Origin of the sequence: Pareuzebyella sediminis (genome assembly GCF_008367235.1) — a bacterium.
Taxonomy (GTDB): Bacteria; Bacteroidota; Bacteroidia; order Flavobacteriales; family Flavobacteriaceae; genus Pareuzebyella; species Pareuzebyella sediminis.
On sequence record NZ_VTZS01000004.1, the window covers coordinates 330,650 to 347,950 of the forward strand.

The window sequence follows — 17,301 nt, forward strand, 5'->3', positions numbered from 1 at the left end:
ATATGATTGTCCATTTTTTATAAAGGTTTAACACGGCTGTGGCGAGAGCATTATAACACAAAAGTCTTGATGAATCGTATTATCCCATACTATAAATAAGCACTTGTCGCTAAAACTACACCCTATTTTGGCGAGACTTAGATTTGATTATTGTGCTTTAAAATATTTGTGCAAACCAAACTTTGTTTTAAATTTGCACGCTCTAAGGTTGAACTCGGTTTCACTTTAGAAGGTTAATGGCCCATGGTGTAATTGGCAACACAGCTGGTTTTGGTCCAGTCGTTCTAGGTTCGAGTCCTAGTGGGCCAACGCGAAACAGAAGTCCCGGTATGAAAACGTACCGGGATTTTTTATGATCTGAATTGGCTTTTAAGGGGTTTTGGGAATTTCAAGATACCAATGGCGGTCTGCCATTCATGGCTTTACAATATGCTTTTTAAATGGCAGTTTTCAATTCGGTCGCTAAGGGGAAAACAAATTAGCTTCTATTCCAGATTCATCTCTAAAATTCTTTGTTAGCTTTCCGTTTCCAAAGTATGGCCTATGCCCATGTTTGAGTTATTCATCTCTTTTTTTGATGATCTCCATTACTTCAGTAAAACCTTAGTTTCGGGCCGCTGTTCTCTCTGGAGGCGAAGGTAAATCGGGTGAAAGCGTATTTTGACTATAGAGCGCATCCTCTGCCTCTTTACGCGCCAAAAGCTCTTCATCGATTTCATCCAATAGGGTTCCCATCTTTTTTTTATCATGAATCATAGCCCCTGTCATGACCAAGCTGGAGGCAATAATTACGAAGAGCAAAATACCGGATTCAAACCCTGCGACCTCTGCTTTGGAAGGTATCGCATAGAAAAGGAGTATGGTAATGAGACCCCTAGGGGCGACAAAGACCTGAGGAAAAATGTTTTTACCCAAAAAAACACGGAGTAGTAAGAATCGAACTACGTAAATCGACATTATAATAAGTACGCTGACCATGGTCACCGTGATACTTAATAAAGAAGAGAGTACAATGGTAATACCAAAAATAACAAAGAAAAAAGTGCGTACGACAAAAGCCGTTTCTAAAGTTATGATATGCAGTTCATGGTAAATTTGGTGCATCTTTTCCCGCTCCAAGAAAATGGCAGTTTTGCCAGGGAAAAAGATTTTGACATTGGCGATGACAAGACCGAACACCAATATGATGATCAGTGAAGAAAGGTGCATCTTCTTTCCAATGGCATATAAAAGGAGTAGTACAGCGATTAGCAAGAACTGTTTGGCTTGGCTTTTGATCTTTTGAAAAATCAATAGGAGGGCATAACTGGCCACAATAGCAATAATGATAGTCAAAGCGATATTGCCAGCAAATCCTAGGGCACCAGAATCGGTTTCGGAGTCTAGCCCTCCGGTCAGAAAATAGAACATCATGATTCCCATTATATCCGAAAAGGTACTCTCATAAATATGAAATTCCTTCTTGTCTTCCCTAAGACCGTTTACACTAGGTATAATGATGGCGCTAGACAGAATGGAAAGGGGCGTAGCGTAGAGCCAGGCCGACTGCATGGTCATCCCATCTATGAACTGATATAATATCAAAGCAGCTAGCCATGCTGACCCAATGAGTCCGATAAGTGCTATGGCCAACGATTTAAGTATTGGAATCAATTTTTCTTTCTTCAGTTCGAGTTCGAGCGCAGCTTCGAGCACGATCATAACGAGGCCGATAGTTCCGATAATTTCAAGTGTACCTCTTAAATTTTTTTCAAAATCGATTTCCCTTCCTATGAAGTAATTTAGGCCAAACTGCAACGAAATGCCCAAAACGATGAGCATAAGTACAGAGGGAATATTGGTTTTTTTTGAAATGGTATTGAACCAAAATGAGATAACAACAATGGCCGCGGCCCCCATGATCAGATTGTACGAAGAAAATATTTCCATGAAAATGGTTTGATAGGTCGATTACATAAAATAGGATTCGCGATTTAATTATGAACCAGTTCTGCTATATAGAACTCAATAATCAAAAAGGATATTGTAGAAATTAAAAAAATTGTATATTTGCGCCACTGAAAGGATATAAAGTATTCGTGAGGGGACAATGTAGTCCTCTTTTTTATTTTTGGAATTTTCTTTGGTGAAAGCCTCCGAATGTAGAGTACAAAGTATTTTGGGTATGTAATCTTGCAAAACTGAACACGCTTTTGTAAAGGTGGACGATATGTTTAATGACAAGGTAAAAACGTTATTGGATGATGCCATAGCAGCGGATAAATCATTATTTTTAATTGATTTTTCGGTGACTGCCGATAATACGATTAAGGTGGTCTTGGATGGCGATGAAGGTGTAACGCTTCAAGATTGTATTAAAATAAGTAGGGCGATCGAGCATAATCTGGATCGTGACGAATATGATTTTTCTTTGGAAGTTACTTCGGCGGGGGCCGCTTCTCCCATCACGATGCCTCGGCAGTATACTAAAAATATAGGAAGAAAATTGAAGGTTGTAACCGAGAGCAAAACGTTTGAAGGAAATTTAATTGAAACAACCGATAAGGGTATTGTACTAGCATGGAAAGCTAGGGAGCCAAAACCTGTCGGAAAAGGGAAAATAACGGTTCAGAAAAAAGAGGAAATCGAATTTTCTGAAATCAAGGAAGCAAAAGTCATATTAAAATTTTAACGGTAAGAGAGTAATGGAAAATATTGCGTTAATTGAGTCTTTTTCGGAATTTAAAGACGACAAGTTCATAGACAGGGTCACCCTGATGGCAATTTTGGAAGACGTTTTTCGCAACGCCCTCAAGAAAAAATTCGGCTCGGATGATAATTTTGATATCATCATTAACCCCGATAAAGGAGATTTGGAAATTTGGAGAAACCGTGTAGTCGTCGAGGATGGTGAGGTCGAAGATCCCAATGAGGAAATATCGTTATCGGAAGCCCGTAAGATCGAACCTGATTTTGAGGTGGGCGAAGATGTATCCGAAGAAGTTAAATTGATCAATTTGGGGAGACGTGCTATTTTGGCCTTGCGTCAAAACCTGATCTCTAAAATACATGAGCACGACAATACCACTATATACAAGCAGTTTAAAGATCTCGAAGGGGAGATTTACACGGCCGAGGTACACCATATACGGCACAAGGCAATCATTTTATTAGATGACGAGGGAAATGAAATTATCCTACCAAAAGACAGACAGATACCTTCCGATTTCTTCCGAAAAGGCGATAACGTGCGTGGAATTATCGAAAGTGTAGAATTGAAAGGCACCAAGCCCACTATTATTATGTCGAGAAGTTCCCCTAAATTTCTGGAGCAGTTGTTCTTTCAAGAAATACCCGAGGTTTATGACGGGTTGATTACTATCAAGAAAGCAGTACGTATACCTGGCGAAAAGGCCAAGGTGGCAGTAGATTCCTATGATGACCGTATTGATCCGGTAGGTGCTTGTGTGGGAATGAAAGGGTCACGTATTCACGGTATAGTACGTGAATTGGGAAATGAGAATATAGATGTCATCAATTGGACGGCCAATCCGCAATTAATGGTAACAAGGGCGTTGAGCCCTGCAAGGGTTTCGTCGGTGAAACTCAACGATGAAAAAATGACGGCTCAGGTATATTTGAGGCCAGAAGAAGTTTCAAAAGCTATTGGCCGTGGAGGACACAACATACGTTTGGCGGGTCAGTTGACTGGTTATGAAATCGATGTGTTCCGTGAAGGGGTCGAAGAAGATGTTGAATTGACCGAATTTAGCGATGAAATCGATACTTGGATAATTGAAGAATTCAAGAAAATAGGTCTTGACACGGCCCGAAGTATTTTGGAACAAGATATTGATGACTTGGTAAAGCGTACGGATTTGGAGGAGGAGACAATTTCCGAAGTTGTACGTATACTAAAAGAAGAATTGGAAGATTAGCTATATATTAGCAGCTATTAAGGAGAATTAGGAGATTGTATTTATGGCAGACATTGCAAAAATAAGGCTTAACAAAGTCCTCAAAGAATTTAATATTTCTTTGGATCGGGCGGTGGATTTTCTTGCCTCAAAAGGGCATGAAATTGAAGCGCGACCCACGACAAAGATTTCCGATGAGGTCTATGAAGTGCTTCAAGAAGAGTTCCAAACCGATAAGAGCAAGAAGGTTGCCTCTAAGGAAGTCGGCGAGGAAAAACGTAAGGAGAAAGAAGCTTTGCGTTTGCAATTGGAGCAAGAGCAGGAAGAAAGAAGGCTGGCTAGGGAGAAGCGTGCTGCGGCTTCTGAAGAGAAAACCATGCTCGGAAAGGTCGAGCTCAGCGGGTTAAAGACTGTAGGCAAGATTGATTTGGATCAAAACAAAAAAGGGGCCCCAAAGAAAGAAGAGGAAGAAGCCGTAAAAGAGCCCGAAGCCCCTAAAGAAGAAGATAAAGTAGTAGAAACGAAGGAAGAGAGTAAGCCAGAGACGGAAGCTCCAAAGGAAAAGGGGCAGGAAGAAGATAGGCTGAAAACGAATTATAAGAAACTTAGCGGTCCAACGATTACCGATAAGATAGATCTTTCCCAATTCAAAAAGCCTAAAAAGAAAAAGGAGGAGCCCAAAAACACTGGCGGTAGCGGTAGTGACCGTAAGAAACGACGAAAACGTATTGTTACCAAGACAGGTAGTGATTCGAACAAAGGAGGAAATAGGGATTTTAAAAAGGGTGGAAAGCGTTTTTCTTCAGCTAAGGTAGAGCCTACCGAAGAAGATGTGCAAAAGCAGATCCGTGAGACCCTTGAAAAATTACAGGGTAAATCGAAAAAGGGCAAGGGTGCCAAATATAGAAGGGACAAGCGGGATCAACACCGTCAACAGACGGAGAAAGATCTTGAGCAGCAAGAACTTGACAGTAAGGTACTAAAGGTTACCGAGTTTGTAACCGTTGGAGAAGTTGCCACAATGATGGATGTGTCTACCACGGAAATTATCTCGGCCTGTATGTCTTTGGGTATCATGGTAACCATGAACCAAAGATTGGATGCCGAAACATTATCTATCGTTGCCGATGAATTTGGTTATGAAGTAGACTTTGTGAAAGCCGAACAGGAAGAGTCTATAGAAGTGGAGGAAGACGCCCCGGAAGATTTAAAACCGAGAGCCCCTATTGTAACGGTCATGGGCCATGTCGATCATGGTAAAACCTCTTTGCTCGATTATATTCGGGAAGCCAACGTAATAGCTGGTGAAAGTGGAGGGATTACTCAGCACATTGGTGCGTATGGGGTTACCTTGGACGATGGTCAAAAAATCGCATTTCTGGATACTCCTGGTCACGAGGCTTTTACCGCGATGAGAGCAAGGGGAGCCCAGGTTACCGATATTGCAGTAATCGTAATAGCGGCCGATGATGATATTATGCCACAGACCAAGGAGGCCATAAGCCATGCGCAAGCGGCCGGTGTTCCCATAGTTTTCGCCATTAATAAAATCGATAGGCCCACAGCCAATCCTGATAAAATTAAAGAAGGTCTCGCCCAGATGAACCTTTTGGTTGAAGATTGGGGAGGAAAGATACAATCGCACGATATTTCTGCCAAGACTGGGGAAGGGGTGAAGGAGCTGTTGGAAAAAGTACTGCTTGAGGCCGAACTTTTAGAGTTGAAAGCAAATCCGGACAAGGTGGCTAACGGAACCGTTGTAGAAGCCTTTTTGGATAAAGGTCGGGGTTATGTGTCCACCATTTTGGTTCAGGGAGGTACCCTTAAGATAGGGGATTATGTGTTGGCAGGAACTCATAGCGGAAAGATTAAGGCGATGCACGATGAACGCGGGAATGTAATCGAGGAGGCCGGACCAGCTACCCCGGTTTCGATTCTTGGGCTTGATGGTGCACCTCAGGCAGGTGATAAATTTAATGTATTGGAAGATGAGCGCGAGGCGAAACAAATAGCTTCGAAACGTTCACAATTGCAGCGAGAACAATCGGTTAGAACGCAGCGACATATCACCTTGGATGAAATTGGAAGACGAATCGCCCTAGGAGACTTTAAAGAATTGAATATCATTTTGAAAGGTGATGTCGATGGCTCGGTCGAGGCGTTGACCGATTCGTTCCAGAAGCTTTCTACCGAAGAGATACAAGTGAACATTATTCACAAAGGTGTAGGTGCCATTACCGAATCTGATGTATTGTTGGCCTCAGCCTCCGATGCAATTATTATTGGATTTAACGTAAGGCCAATGGGTAATGCCAGGGATGTCGCAGAGAAAGAAGAGATTGACATCCGTATGTATTCCATTATTTATGATGCGATTAACGACCTGAAAGATGCCATGGAAGGTATGTTGTCACCTGAGATAAAAGAGGAGATAACAGGTACGGCAGAAATTCGCGAAACGTTCAAGATTTCAAAAGTCGGTACTATCGCAGGGTGTATGGTGACCAACGGTAAGATCTTTAGAAATTCGGGCATTCGACTTATTCGCGATGGCGTAGTGGTCTTTACGGGTGAGCTCGCTTCACTCAAGCGTTTTAAAGACGACGTAAAAGAAGTGGCCAAAGGATATGATTGCGGACTTCAGATAAAAAACTATAACGATATCAAAGAAGGTGATATTGTTGAGGCTTTCCAAGAAGTAGCCGTGAAGAAAAAGTTGAAATCCAAATAAGTAAACAATACCCTCAAAAAAAAAATCGACCTTATCGGGTCGATTTTTTTGGTTGTAATAACATCGCATCCGGATATTTTTTCCGTATTTCCATAAACTTCCGTTCGGCATCCAATCTATTTCGAAATCGGCCAATTCGAACACGATATGTGGGAGAATCGAAATCGATTTTCGAAGGAAGGTCTGGAAAATCTTGTTCCACTTTTGACTGAATGTTCTGTGCTTCATCATATGAACCAAAGCCCACTTGTATCCTAAAGTAATCGGAACTTTCGTTTGCAGTCTTATAAATATCCAATAAATCGGTTATTTTTTGGTCTTGTTCAATATTTAGCGTTCCCTGTTGCGCATGGGCAAAAACAAAAGATAGCGCACTGAATGAAAGAGCGATTATGGTTTTCATCATCCGAATTTATTGGGTTTTAATATTTTAGACAAAAGTAAATTTTTATGAGGTATGGCACAGTATTCCACGGTTATTTAGAACAGTTATAAATTATAAATTATAAATACGTTAACATTTTCAAAATAAAGTCTATGTCGTATTTTTGCGTTCAATTTTAGCACGGATAAAATAAGGCCATTATTCCTATGTCGAAATTATCGTGCCAAGATTTCTATAGAAATAAAATCCAATATGAAAAAGGTTCCGTACCGCCATCCAATTTCTAAGATCCTAGGTATAACTGTATTATTTTTCCTACTGTTTTCCGCTTCTATTTATGCCCAAGAAGATGCGGCGTCTGAACAGCCTGCTGCCGAGGCCGGCTCGGATACGGCCGCGGAAAGTGACGGGGACCCCGTTGCGGGAAAGGCTTTATTCAATCAGAATTGTGCGGCTTGCCATGCCTTGAACCGTAAAATGACCGGGCCTGCCTTGGCCAATGTCGAATCCCGTTTGCAAGAAGAAGAGGGGTTGGATCGTGATTGGTTGTACGGATGGATCAAGAATAGCCCTGGAACAATTGCTTCGGGAGATGCCTACGCGAATAAAATTTATAACGAATACAATCAGGCCGCGATGACTGCCTTTCCGACGCTGTCAAATGCTGATATTGATAATATTTTGGCGTATACGGCTGCGCCACCACCGGCTCCTGTCGCAGCGGCGACTTCGGCCACCGGTGGAGCTCAAACGGGAGGCGGGGATGCTTCCGGTATTTCAAACGAGATTATTTTAGGAGCTTTGGCCGTTGTCTTTGCGTTACTGGTGATGATGCTCTTCTTGGTGAACAAAACCCTTCGACGCATTGCCGAGGCCAATGGAGTGGTTTATGAAAAGGAGTTGGCCGAGAAACGCACTCCTATTTGGAAGGCTTTTGCCCAAAACCAGTTTTTGGTTTTAGTGACCGTTATTTTCCTATTGTTGGGAAGTGCTTATTTCGCTTATGGTTGGATGATGCAAGTGGGGGTAGATCAGGGATATGAACCTATTCAGCCTATTCATTATTCACATCGTATCCATGCCGGTGACAATAAGATTGAATGTAAGTACTGTCATTCTTCCGCTAGGGTTTCCAAACACTCCGGTATCCCTTCATTGAATGTCTGTATGAACTGTCATAAATCCATATATCAGGTTGCCGATGAAACCTTGCAAGAGGGGAAGCAAGAATATGGGGTAGATTATAACAATGAGATTAAAAAGCTTTATACCGCTGTAGGATGGGACGTGGAAAATCAACGGTATACCGGGGAGAGCAAGCCAGTAGAGTGGGTGCGAATTCACAATCTTCCTGATTTTGCTTATTTCAATCACTCGCAACACGTGAGTGTTGCCGGTATTCAATGTCAACAATGTCATGGTCCAGTTGAAGAAATGGAGGTTATGTACCAATATTCGCCTTTGACAATGGGTTGGTGTATCAATTGCCATCGTGAGACCAATATAAAAATAGAGGGCAATGAATATTACGAAAAAATTCATGCAGAACTTTCCAAGAAGTACGGAGTTGATCAGTTGACCGCTGCCCAAATGGGCGGGCTAGAGTGCGGAAAGTGTCATTATTAATTGATAAAGAAAGTAGCTAATTACATAAAAAAGTATGGCATCAAACAAGAAATATTGGAAGAACGAGGCGGAGTTAAATCCTAACGATTCCATTGTTGAGACGCTAAGGCAGAACGAATTTGTGGAAGATATACCCGTCGATGATTTCTTGGGTGATAAGGAAGGCCTTTCATCTTCATCGACCAATAGGAGGGATTTTCTTAAGTATGTAGGTTTCAGTACGGCGGCAGCGGCGATGGCGGCTTGTGAAGGACCTGTCCATAAATCTATCCCTTATGTAGTTCAGCCGGAAAATATTATTCCTGGGGTTGCGAATTTTTATGCGACCACCATTGCCAATGGTTTCGATTTTGCCAGTATTTTGATCAAGACCCGGGAGGGAAGGCCCATTAAAGTAGAGAATAATAAAGATGCAAAGGTCGGCGGAGGTGCCAATGCTAGGGTGCAGGCCTCTGTTCTTTCTTTGTACGATAGTACCCGACTCCAAGGCCCTTTGGCCAACGGGGAGCCTGTTGAGTGGAATGCAGTAGACGCTGCTGTTAAGTCCAAAATGGGGAGTTTGAGTAACTCGCCACAGCAAATTGCCCTGTTGACCCAAACCTATGCGAGTCCGTCTACCAAAAGACTTATAGGTGAGTTGAAGGCCGCCTACGGGAACGTTAATCATGTGGTTTACGATGCTATTTCCGAAGACGCCGCTCTTACTGCTTTTGAAAGTAAGTATGGTGAAAGGGCTTTGGCCGATTATGATTTCGAAAAGGCAGATTTAATTGTTTCTTTTGGTGCAGATTTTCTTGGGGACTGGCAAGGTGGTGGATATGACAGTGGCTACGCAAAAGGGCGCGTACCAAAAAACGGAAAAATGTCGCGTCATGTGCAGTTCGAGGCTAATATGTCACTGAGTGGAGCCAATGCAGATAAACGGGTGCCTTTGACTCCGATGCAACAACGGATTGCTTTGGCGAAATTATACGCCAAATTAAATGGGACAAGTGTTGGGGGCGAGCTTCCTGAAAATGTGCAGATGACCATCGACAATGTGGCCGCTCAAATTCGACGAAGTGGAGAGGACGCAGTGGTAGTCACCGGTCTTGATGATGTAAACGCACAGGCAGTAGTACTCGCAATCAACGAGATGTTGGGCAGTAAAGCTTTTGACCCTGCCGCACCGAAATATGTGAGACAAGGCAATACCCAGTCAGTTCAAAGGCTGATCTCCGATATGAAATCAGGAAAGGTAGGTGCGCTTATTATGGATGGTGTGAACCCTATGTACACCCTACCGAACGCTGCAGATTTTAAGGAAGGTATCGAAAATGTAGGGCTATCACTGATTTTTTCTACAAATTGGAACGAAACTACCGAAGTAACCCAGTATACCGCGGCGGCTAATCATTATTTGGAATCATGGGGAGATGTCGAGATCAAGAAAGGTCACTATAGCCTAATGCAACCCACTATCCGAGAGCTTTTCGATACTCGCCAGTTTCAAACTTCACTTTTGAAGTGGTTGGGCAGTGATCAAACGTATTACGATTATATAAAAGAAACTTGGAATACCGCTATATTGAGTGGTTCTGATTGGAACAAAGCCTTACACGACGGTGTATTTTCTGTGTCAAGTGCTTCGGTCTCGCTTTCTGAAAATAGCGATTCGGACCCGCAAAATATGGCCTCTGAAGACACTGATAAAGAAGGAGCGGAGACTTCTTCCGAAGGTGCTATGGACGAAACAAGAGCTATTCCAATAGCTACCGCCATAAACAGCCTGACCAATGCGACAAGTGGTGGAGGCATGGAGCTAACTCTTTATCCGAAAATTGGGATGGGAGCTGGTCAGCAAGCGAACAATCCTTGGTTGCAAGAATTTCCTGATCCCATTACTAGGGTTTCATGGGATAATTATTTGACTGTCTCTAAAGCCGATGCCGAACGTTTGGGATTGATCAATGAGCATGTCGCTAACGGAGGTCTTGATGGAAGCTATGCTAATGTGACGGTCAATGGTATCACGGTTAACAATATACCGGTTATCATTCAGCCGGGCCAGGCTATCGGTTCAATCGGACTTTCATTTGGTTACGGAAAAAAAGTGGGGATGAAGTCGGAGATGCAGACAGGAGTTAATGCTTATCCGCTCTACCATGACTTTAAAGCTACGCAATCCGCGACTATAGAAAAGGCTTCCGGAACTCATGAGTTCGCCTGTATTCAGTTACACAAGACTTTAATGGGTAGAGGTGATATCATTAAAGAAACGACCTTGGAGATTTTCAACACAAAGGATCATGCCGAGTGGAACCACGTGCCTCAAGTTTCTTTGAACCATCAAGAGGTTCCGGCTACTTCAGTAGATCTTTGGGAAAGTTTTGACCGTTCCGTTGGGCATCATTTTAATATGTCTATTGATTTGAACGCATGTACGGGTTGTGGAGCTTGTGTAGTGGCCTGTCATGCTGAAAACAATGTTCCCGTTGTAGGTAAGCAAGAGGTGCGCCGTAGCCGTGATATGCACTGGTTGCGTATCGATAGGTACTATTCTTCGGAAGACACTTTTGAAGAGGACAATATTAAGAAGGAGGAGTTTGATGGCCTTTCTGGAGATAAAGGTTCTTTGGGCGGTTTTGGTGAGTTGGAAGATCCTGCGGCCAACCCTCAAGTTGCTTTTCAGCCAGTCATGTGCCAGCACTGTAACCATGCCCCGTGTGAAACGGTATGTCCTGTGGCTGCCACGTCTCATAGCCGTCAAGGGCAGAACCATATGGCTTATAACCGCTGTGTAGGTACCCGATATTGCGCCAACAACTGTCCTTACAAGGTACGTCGATTCAATTGGTTTTTATATAACAATAACGATGAGTTCGACTACCATATGAACAATGATTTGGGCAAAATGGTACTGAATCCAGATGTAAACGTACGTTCTCGAGGGGTTATCGAGAAATGCTCTATGTGTATTCAAAAGACCCAAAAGACTATTTTGGATGCGAAAAGAGAAGGCCGACCCGTTGAAGACGGAGAGTTTCAGACGGCTTGTTCATCGGCTTGTAGCAACGGAGCTATTGTATTTGGAGATGTGAACGATGAAGAAAGTAAAGTGTCCGAATTGGCAGAGAGTAACCGTATGTACCATTTGCTAGAGCATGTGGGAACAAAACCAAACGTTTTCTATCACGTTAAAGTGAGAAATACGCAAGAAGCATAAACCGTATTTAAGTAAACAACTATAAAAGAATTTTATGGCGTCGCATTACGAAGCACCTATACGAAAGCCCTTAGTTGTCGGGGATAAAGGCTACCACGATGTTAGCGTGGATATCGCCGCTCCTGTTGAAGGTAGGGCCAATAAGCATTGGTGGATAGTTTTTTCCATTTCCTTAGTGGCATTCCTTTGGGGCATAGGTTGCATTATCTATACCATTTCTACGGGTATTGGTACTTGGGGGTTGAACAAGACCGTGAACTGGGCTTGGGATATTACCAATTTTGTTTGGTGGGTAGGTATCGGCCATGCCGGTACGTTGATTTCTGCCGTACTTTTATTGTTTCGCCAAAAATGGAGAATGGCAATCAACCGTTCTGCGGAGGCTATGACCATTTTCTCGGTGATCCAAGCGGGATTATTCCCTATCATACACATGGGGCGACCATGGTTGGCTTACTGGGTTTTACCCATTCCCAACCAATTCGGTTCATTATGGGTGAACTTTAATTCACCTTTGCTTTGGGACGTTTTTGCGATATCGACTTATCTTTCGGTTTCTTTGGTCTTTTGGTGGACGGGATTGTTACCTGATTTTGCAATGATACGTGACAGGGCGGTATTGCCTTTCCAAAAGAAAATATATAGTTTGTTAAGTTTTGGATGGAGCGGCCGCGCTAAAGACTGGCAACGCTTTGAAGAAGTGTCTTTGGTGTTGGCAGGTTTGGCCACTCCCTTGGTACTCTCGGTACATACCATTGTATCTTTTGACTTTGCTACTTCTGTTATTCCTGGATGGCATACCACCATCTTTCCGCCATATTTTGTGGCAGGGGCGATTTTCTCCGGTTTTGCCATGGTAAACACCCTCTTGATCATTATGAGAAAAGTATGCAGTCTCGAGGCTTATATTACGGTACAGCATATCGAATTGATGAACATTGTAATAATGATTACTGGTTCTATTGTGGGATGCGCTTACATCACTGAACTTTTTATGGCTTGGTATTCAGGAGTAGAGTACGAACAATATGCTTTCTTGAACAGGGCTACAGGTCCGTATTGGTGGGCCTATTGGTCAATGATGACATGTAACGTATTTTCTCCTCAGTTTATGTGGTTCAAGAAATTGCGAACCAGTATCATGTTTTCTTTCTTCATTTCTATCGTGGTTAATATTGGAATGTGGTTTGAACGTTTTGTAATTATTGTGACCTCATTACATCGTGATTACCTTCCATCTTCTTGGACTATGTTCTCTCCCACATTTGTAGATATAGGTATCTTCATTGGAACCATCGGATTCTTTTTCGTATTGTTCTTATTGTATGCGAGAACCTTTCCAGTAATAGCCCAAGCCGAGGTTAAGTCGATTCTCAAATCTTCCGGGGAACGGTATAAGAAGTTAAGGGATGCCGGTAAGCCTCTGTACAAAATAGAGAAAATGAATGCTACTTCGAAGATCGAACATGAACAACCGATTACCGATGATGTTTTGATGGGAGAAGTGGTTCCGAAAAAAGATACCGATCAAAGTGTTTCCGAGTTGTTGAGCAGCATAGGTACGTTTGATCCGGCGACCGAGAAGCCTGATGATTTGAAAAAAATCAAAGGAGTAGGGCCTCAAATGGAGGCTACTCTAAATCAAATCGGTATTTACACCTTTGCTCAAGTGGCTCGCATGACGGAAAGGGAGTATAACCTTTTGGATTCTATTACGGAATCTTTTCCTGGAAGGGCGCAACGTGATGATTGGGCTGGGCAGGCCAGATTATTAAGCAGTAAAGAAAATAATAAATAGGCATCATAAATTATAGGCTGCCTTGTAAAAGCGGAGCCTATCTGAATTAAAGAATATGGCATCAAAAACGATACATGCTTATTACAATGACGATGACGTGCTGATGCATGCCGTTAAAAAAGTAAAGGCAGCTAGACATCATATTGAAGAAGTATATTGTCCATTTCCTGTGCATGGCTTAGACAAGGCTATGGGCTTGGCACCAACGCGAATTGCTATTACCTCCTTTATTTATGGTTGTATAGGGCTTACAGTGGCCATAGTCATGATGAACTTTATTATGATCAAGGATTGGCCGCAAGATATTGGTGGTAAACCAAGTTTTAGCTATATCGAGAATATGCCGGCTTTTGTACCGATTATGTTCGAGCTTACGGTATTTTTTGCCGCTCACCTCATGGTAATTACATTTTATCTGAGAAGTCGTTTGTGGCCCTTTAAAAAAGCCGAAAATCCTGATGTACGCACGACCGATGATCATTTTGTAATGGAAATCGAGATTCATGAGAACGAAAATGAACTTAGGGATTTGCTTATTGATACTGGCGCGGTAGAGATTAATATAATCGAAAAAGACACGCATTAAATATGAAATGTTTTACTAAAATAGGAATGGTTTTCGGCGGCTTGCTCTTGTTGGTGTCGTGTTACGACGATGTGCGCGAGCCCAATATTCAGTATATGCCGAATATGTACGAACCTGTGGGGTATGAAGCCTATGGCGAAGTAGATTTTTTGCCCGATCATCAAGAGGCATTGGTTCCTCCTTCAAATACTATCCCTCGTGGCTGGATGCCGTATCGATATGAAAATACGCTAGAGGGGAAAGAGCAGGCGAGAGTACAGAAAAGCCCTCTAGATTCATTGAATATTGAGGATGATTTGGCGACGGGTGGTCAGCTCTACACCATATATTGTGCAATATGTCACGGCGATAAAGGGGATGGTCAAGGTACATTGGTAAAGCGGGAAAAGATTTTGGGGGTGCCAAAGTATGACGATCCTGCCCGAAATATTACTATTGGTACGACTTATCACACTATTCATTATGGGTTAAACTCCATGGGTTCGTATGCATCCCAAATGAATACCAAAGAAATGTGGCAGGTTTCGGCCTATGTAATGCAATTGAAACAAGACTTAACGAAATAATATTTAGAGAAGCGCTATGTATACGTTTTCAAATAGATTAAAAATTGGCTCCTTTATTTTAATGGCGGTCGGTGTATTGGGTATCGCCATTGGATTTTTATCGGCGCCTTCTTCGATAGAAGAGGCCAAAGCAATGGTCGCAACGCATGAAGAAGGCCATGGAAGTTCACATGCCGAAGCGGAGGATCACGGCAATGCTGCCATGTCAGCTGACGCACATAATGAAGAGCACGGTGCTTCGCACGATGAACATGTCTTTCATCGTTTACAGAATAAACCTTGGGCAGCGCTTTATGTGGCCGCTTTCTTTTTCTTCATGATCGCATTGGGGGTGTTGGCCTTTTACGCAATACAACGGGCAGCACAGGCTGGATGGTCTCCCCTTTTATTTCGAGTAATGGAGGGAATAACGGCTTATTTGGTTCCTGGAGGAATTATTGTTTTCGTAATTCTAGTACTTTCAGTGCTACATATGAATCACCTCTTTATATGGATGGATTCCGAGGTGGTGGCCCATGATCATTTATTACAAGGGAAATCGGGATATTTGAACCCAACTTTCTTCTTAATACGTGCTGCCATATTTTTGGGAGGATGGATTTTCTATCGTGAGTATTCAAGGAAATTGTCCATAAGACAAGATGAAGCCAAGGATGATTCAAATTTCAAATTGAATTTCAAGTGGTCGGCAGGTTTCTTGGTTTTTTACCTCGTGACCGAATCTATGATGTCATGGGATTGGATAATGAGCGTTGAACCTCATTGGTTCAGTACCTTATTTGGTTGGTATGTTTTTGCCAGTATGTTCGTTTCAGGTATTACGGTAATCGCCATGGTGACGGTTTATTTAAAGTCAAAGGGCTTTTTGCCAGATGTTAACGATAGCCATATTCATGATTTGGCCAAGTTCATGTTCGGAATCAGTATTTTTTGGACTTATCTGTGGTTCTCTCAATTCATGTTGATTTGGTATTCTAATATTCCTGAAGAAGTCACCTATTATGTGGCTCGTATAGCTGACTATAGACTTCCTTTTTTCGGAATGGTAGCCATGAATTTTTTATTCCCGGTATTATTGCTAATGAACAGCGACTACAAACGGATCAATTGGTTTGTAATATTGACAGGTATCGTCATTCTAGCGGGGCATTACATAGATGTTTTTAATATGATTATGCCGTCGACCGTTGGTGATCAATGGTTTATCGGTATTCCCGAATTAGGGGCGATACTATTCTTTGCTGGATTATTCATTTTCTGGGTGTTCAGGGCGTTGACCACCGCACCGCTACAACCCAAACGAAATCCGTTCATCGAAGAGAGCAGGCATTTCCATTATTAGTAATTTTAACGTATAATAGTAAAAGATACGATGACTACAGTATTGATTTTAGCGGTTTTGGCACTAGTGGCAATTGCGATTTGGCAAATGACCAAAATATTCGAATTGTCTCAACTGAAGGCTGAAACTACCCAAATAGCTAATGATTCAGATAATAAGACCAACGGTTATTTGCTTTTCGCTTTTCTGATATTTATATATGCCATTACTATTTTTAGCTTTTGGCAGTATGGTAAATTTCTGCTCCCAGAGGCAGCTTCAGAACATGGCGATGGCTATGATCGACTTATGCTTATTTCTTTCGTAATCATTTTCATAGTGCAGACCATTACTCAGCTCTTGCTGCATTATTTCGGATATAAATACCGGGGCGAAAAAGGAAAGAAGGCACTTTTTTATGCAGATAACGATAGACTTGAATTTATTTGGACAATTATACCAGTTATTACGTTGGCAGGTCTTATTCTATGGGGCTTGTATACTTGGACCAATATTATGGATGTCAATGACGAAGGCGATCCGCTTATCGTAGAACTTTATGCTCAACAGTTTAACTGGACAGCGAGATACGGGGGAGAAGACAATGTTCTTGGTGCAGCCAATGTTAGAATGATTGACATCAACAAGGCGAATGTACTGGGCCTTGATGAATCGGATACCTATGCCTCAGACGATGTAATCGTTAAAGAACTTCACCTTCCCGTTGGAAGAAAGGTGAATTTTAAGATGCGTTCTCAAGATGTATTACATTCTGCTTACATGCCACATTTTAGGGCACAAATGAACTGTGTGCCTGGCATGATAACTCAATTTTCGTTTACTCCAACGAAGACAACGGAAGAAATGCGCCAAAATCCCGATGTCATAGATAAGGTGAAACGTACCAACGAAATAAGGTCTGAAAGGGCTGCCAATGGAGAAGATAATTCAGATCCTTGGGAGTTTGATTACATCTTGCTATGTAATAAGATATGTGGAAAATCCCATTATAACATGCAAATGAAAATTATTGTGGAGACTCAGGAAGAGTACGAGGCATGGATGGCGCAACAAAAGACCTTTGCGGAAACGGTAATCACCGACGAACCTCAGCCGGCTTTTAATACCACAAGAGGGGCGGCAAGTGCTGGTCTTTAGTCTGGTTTTTGCAAACGATAGAAAAGGTT

The 17,301-nt window shown here is 42.3% G+C and carries 12 protein-coding genes and 1 tRNA gene; 11 read left to right on the plus strand and 2 right to left on the minus strand.

Going from position 1 to position 17,301, the window contains the following annotated elements; genetic code table 11:
* Positions 1-237 precede the first annotated feature (237 nt).
* Positions 238-309 (plus strand) — tRNA-Gln (locus F2B13_RS15570).
* A 294-nt stretch (positions 310-603) separates the two neighbouring features.
* Here F2B13_RS15570 and F2B13_RS15575 read toward each other — a convergent pair.
* Positions 604-1,929, minus strand: coding sequence for a cation:proton antiporter domain-containing protein (locus tag F2B13_RS15575; protein WP_149304626.1), 1,326 nt, complete (start codon positions 1,927-1,929; stop codon positions 604-606).
* 280 nt (positions 1,930-2,209) lie between these two features.
* Here F2B13_RS15575 and rimP point away from each other — a divergent pair, with 280 nt between their 5' ends.
* The 3 genes from rimP to infB are packed head-to-tail and all read left to right on the plus strand — an operon-like array spanning position 2,210 to position 6,627.
* Positions 2,210-2,671 carry a ribosome assembly cofactor RimP gene (gene rimP, locus F2B13_RS15580; RefSeq protein ID WP_149276713.1) on the plus strand — a complete coding sequence of 154 codons (462 nt, stop codon included), beginning with the start codon at positions 2,210-2,212 and terminating at the stop codon, positions 2,669-2,671.
* A 13-nt stretch (positions 2,672-2,684) separates the two neighbouring features.
* Positions 2,685-3,917 carry a transcription termination factor NusA gene (nusA, locus tag F2B13_RS15585; RefSeq protein ID WP_149276714.1) on the plus strand — a complete coding sequence of 411 codons (1,233 nt, stop codon included), beginning with the start codon at positions 2,685-2,687 and terminating at the stop codon, positions 3,915-3,917.
* Positions 3,918-3,960: 43 nt separating this feature from the next.
* On the plus strand, positions 3,961-6,627 hold the full coding sequence (infB, locus tag F2B13_RS15590; RefSeq protein WP_149276715.1) for a translation initiation factor IF-2: 2,667 nt from the start codon (positions 3,961-3,963) through the stop codon (positions 6,625-6,627).
* 31 nt (positions 6,628-6,658) lie between these two features.
* Here infB and F2B13_RS15595 read toward each other — a convergent pair whose 3' ends face one another.
* Complete coding sequence (locus F2B13_RS15595; protein WP_232623042.1) at positions 6,659-7,033, minus strand: SPOR domain-containing protein; 375 nt, start codon at positions 7,031-7,033, stop codon at positions 6,659-6,661.
* A 231-nt stretch (positions 7,034-7,264) separates the two neighbouring features.
* On the opposite strand from F2B13_RS15595, the gene F2B13_RS15600 reads away from it, so the two are divergent.
* Genes F2B13_RS15600 through F2B13_RS15630 form a run of 7 tightly spaced genes read left to right on the plus strand, consistent with a single transcriptional unit; the run spans position 7,265 to position 17,272 of the window.
* Positions 7,265-8,638, plus strand: a complete 1,374-nt coding sequence (locus tag F2B13_RS15600) for a c-type cytochrome (RefSeq protein ID WP_149276716.1) — start codon at positions 7,265-7,267, stop codon at positions 8,636-8,638.
* A 34-nt stretch (positions 8,639-8,672) separates the two neighbouring features.
* On the plus strand, positions 8,673-11,843 hold the full coding sequence (locus tag F2B13_RS15605) for a TAT-variant-translocated molybdopterin oxidoreductase (RefSeq protein ID WP_149276717.1): 3,171 nt from the start codon (positions 8,673-8,675) through the stop codon (positions 11,841-11,843).
* Positions 11,844-11,877: 34 nt separating this feature from the next.
* A complete protein-coding gene (nrfD, locus tag F2B13_RS15610; RefSeq protein ID WP_149276718.1) occupies positions 11,878-13,641 on the plus strand; it encodes an NrfD/PsrC family molybdoenzyme membrane anchor subunit in 1,764 nt (587 codons plus the stop codon).
* 55 nt (positions 13,642-13,696) lie between these two features.
* A complete protein-coding gene (locus tag F2B13_RS15615) occupies positions 13,697-14,227 on the plus strand; it encodes a DUF3341 domain-containing protein (RefSeq protein WP_149276719.1) in 531 nt (176 codons plus the stop codon).
* A gap of 2 nt (positions 14,228-14,229) precedes the next feature.
* A complete protein-coding gene (locus F2B13_RS15620; RefSeq protein ID WP_149276720.1) occupies positions 14,230-14,793 on the plus strand; it encodes a c-type cytochrome in 564 nt (187 codons plus the stop codon).
* Between the two features lie 16 nt (positions 14,794-14,809).
* On the plus strand, positions 14,810-16,135 hold the full coding sequence (locus tag F2B13_RS15625; RefSeq protein ID WP_149276721.1) for a quinol:cytochrome C oxidoreductase: 1,326 nt from the start codon (positions 14,810-14,812) through the stop codon (positions 16,133-16,135).
* A 30-nt stretch (positions 16,136-16,165) separates the two neighbouring features.
* Entirely contained in the window at positions 16,166-17,272 is a 1,107-nt protein-coding gene (locus F2B13_RS15630; protein ID WP_149276722.1) for a cytochrome c oxidase subunit II, read from the plus strand.
* Positions 17,273-17,301 lie beyond the last annotated feature (29 nt).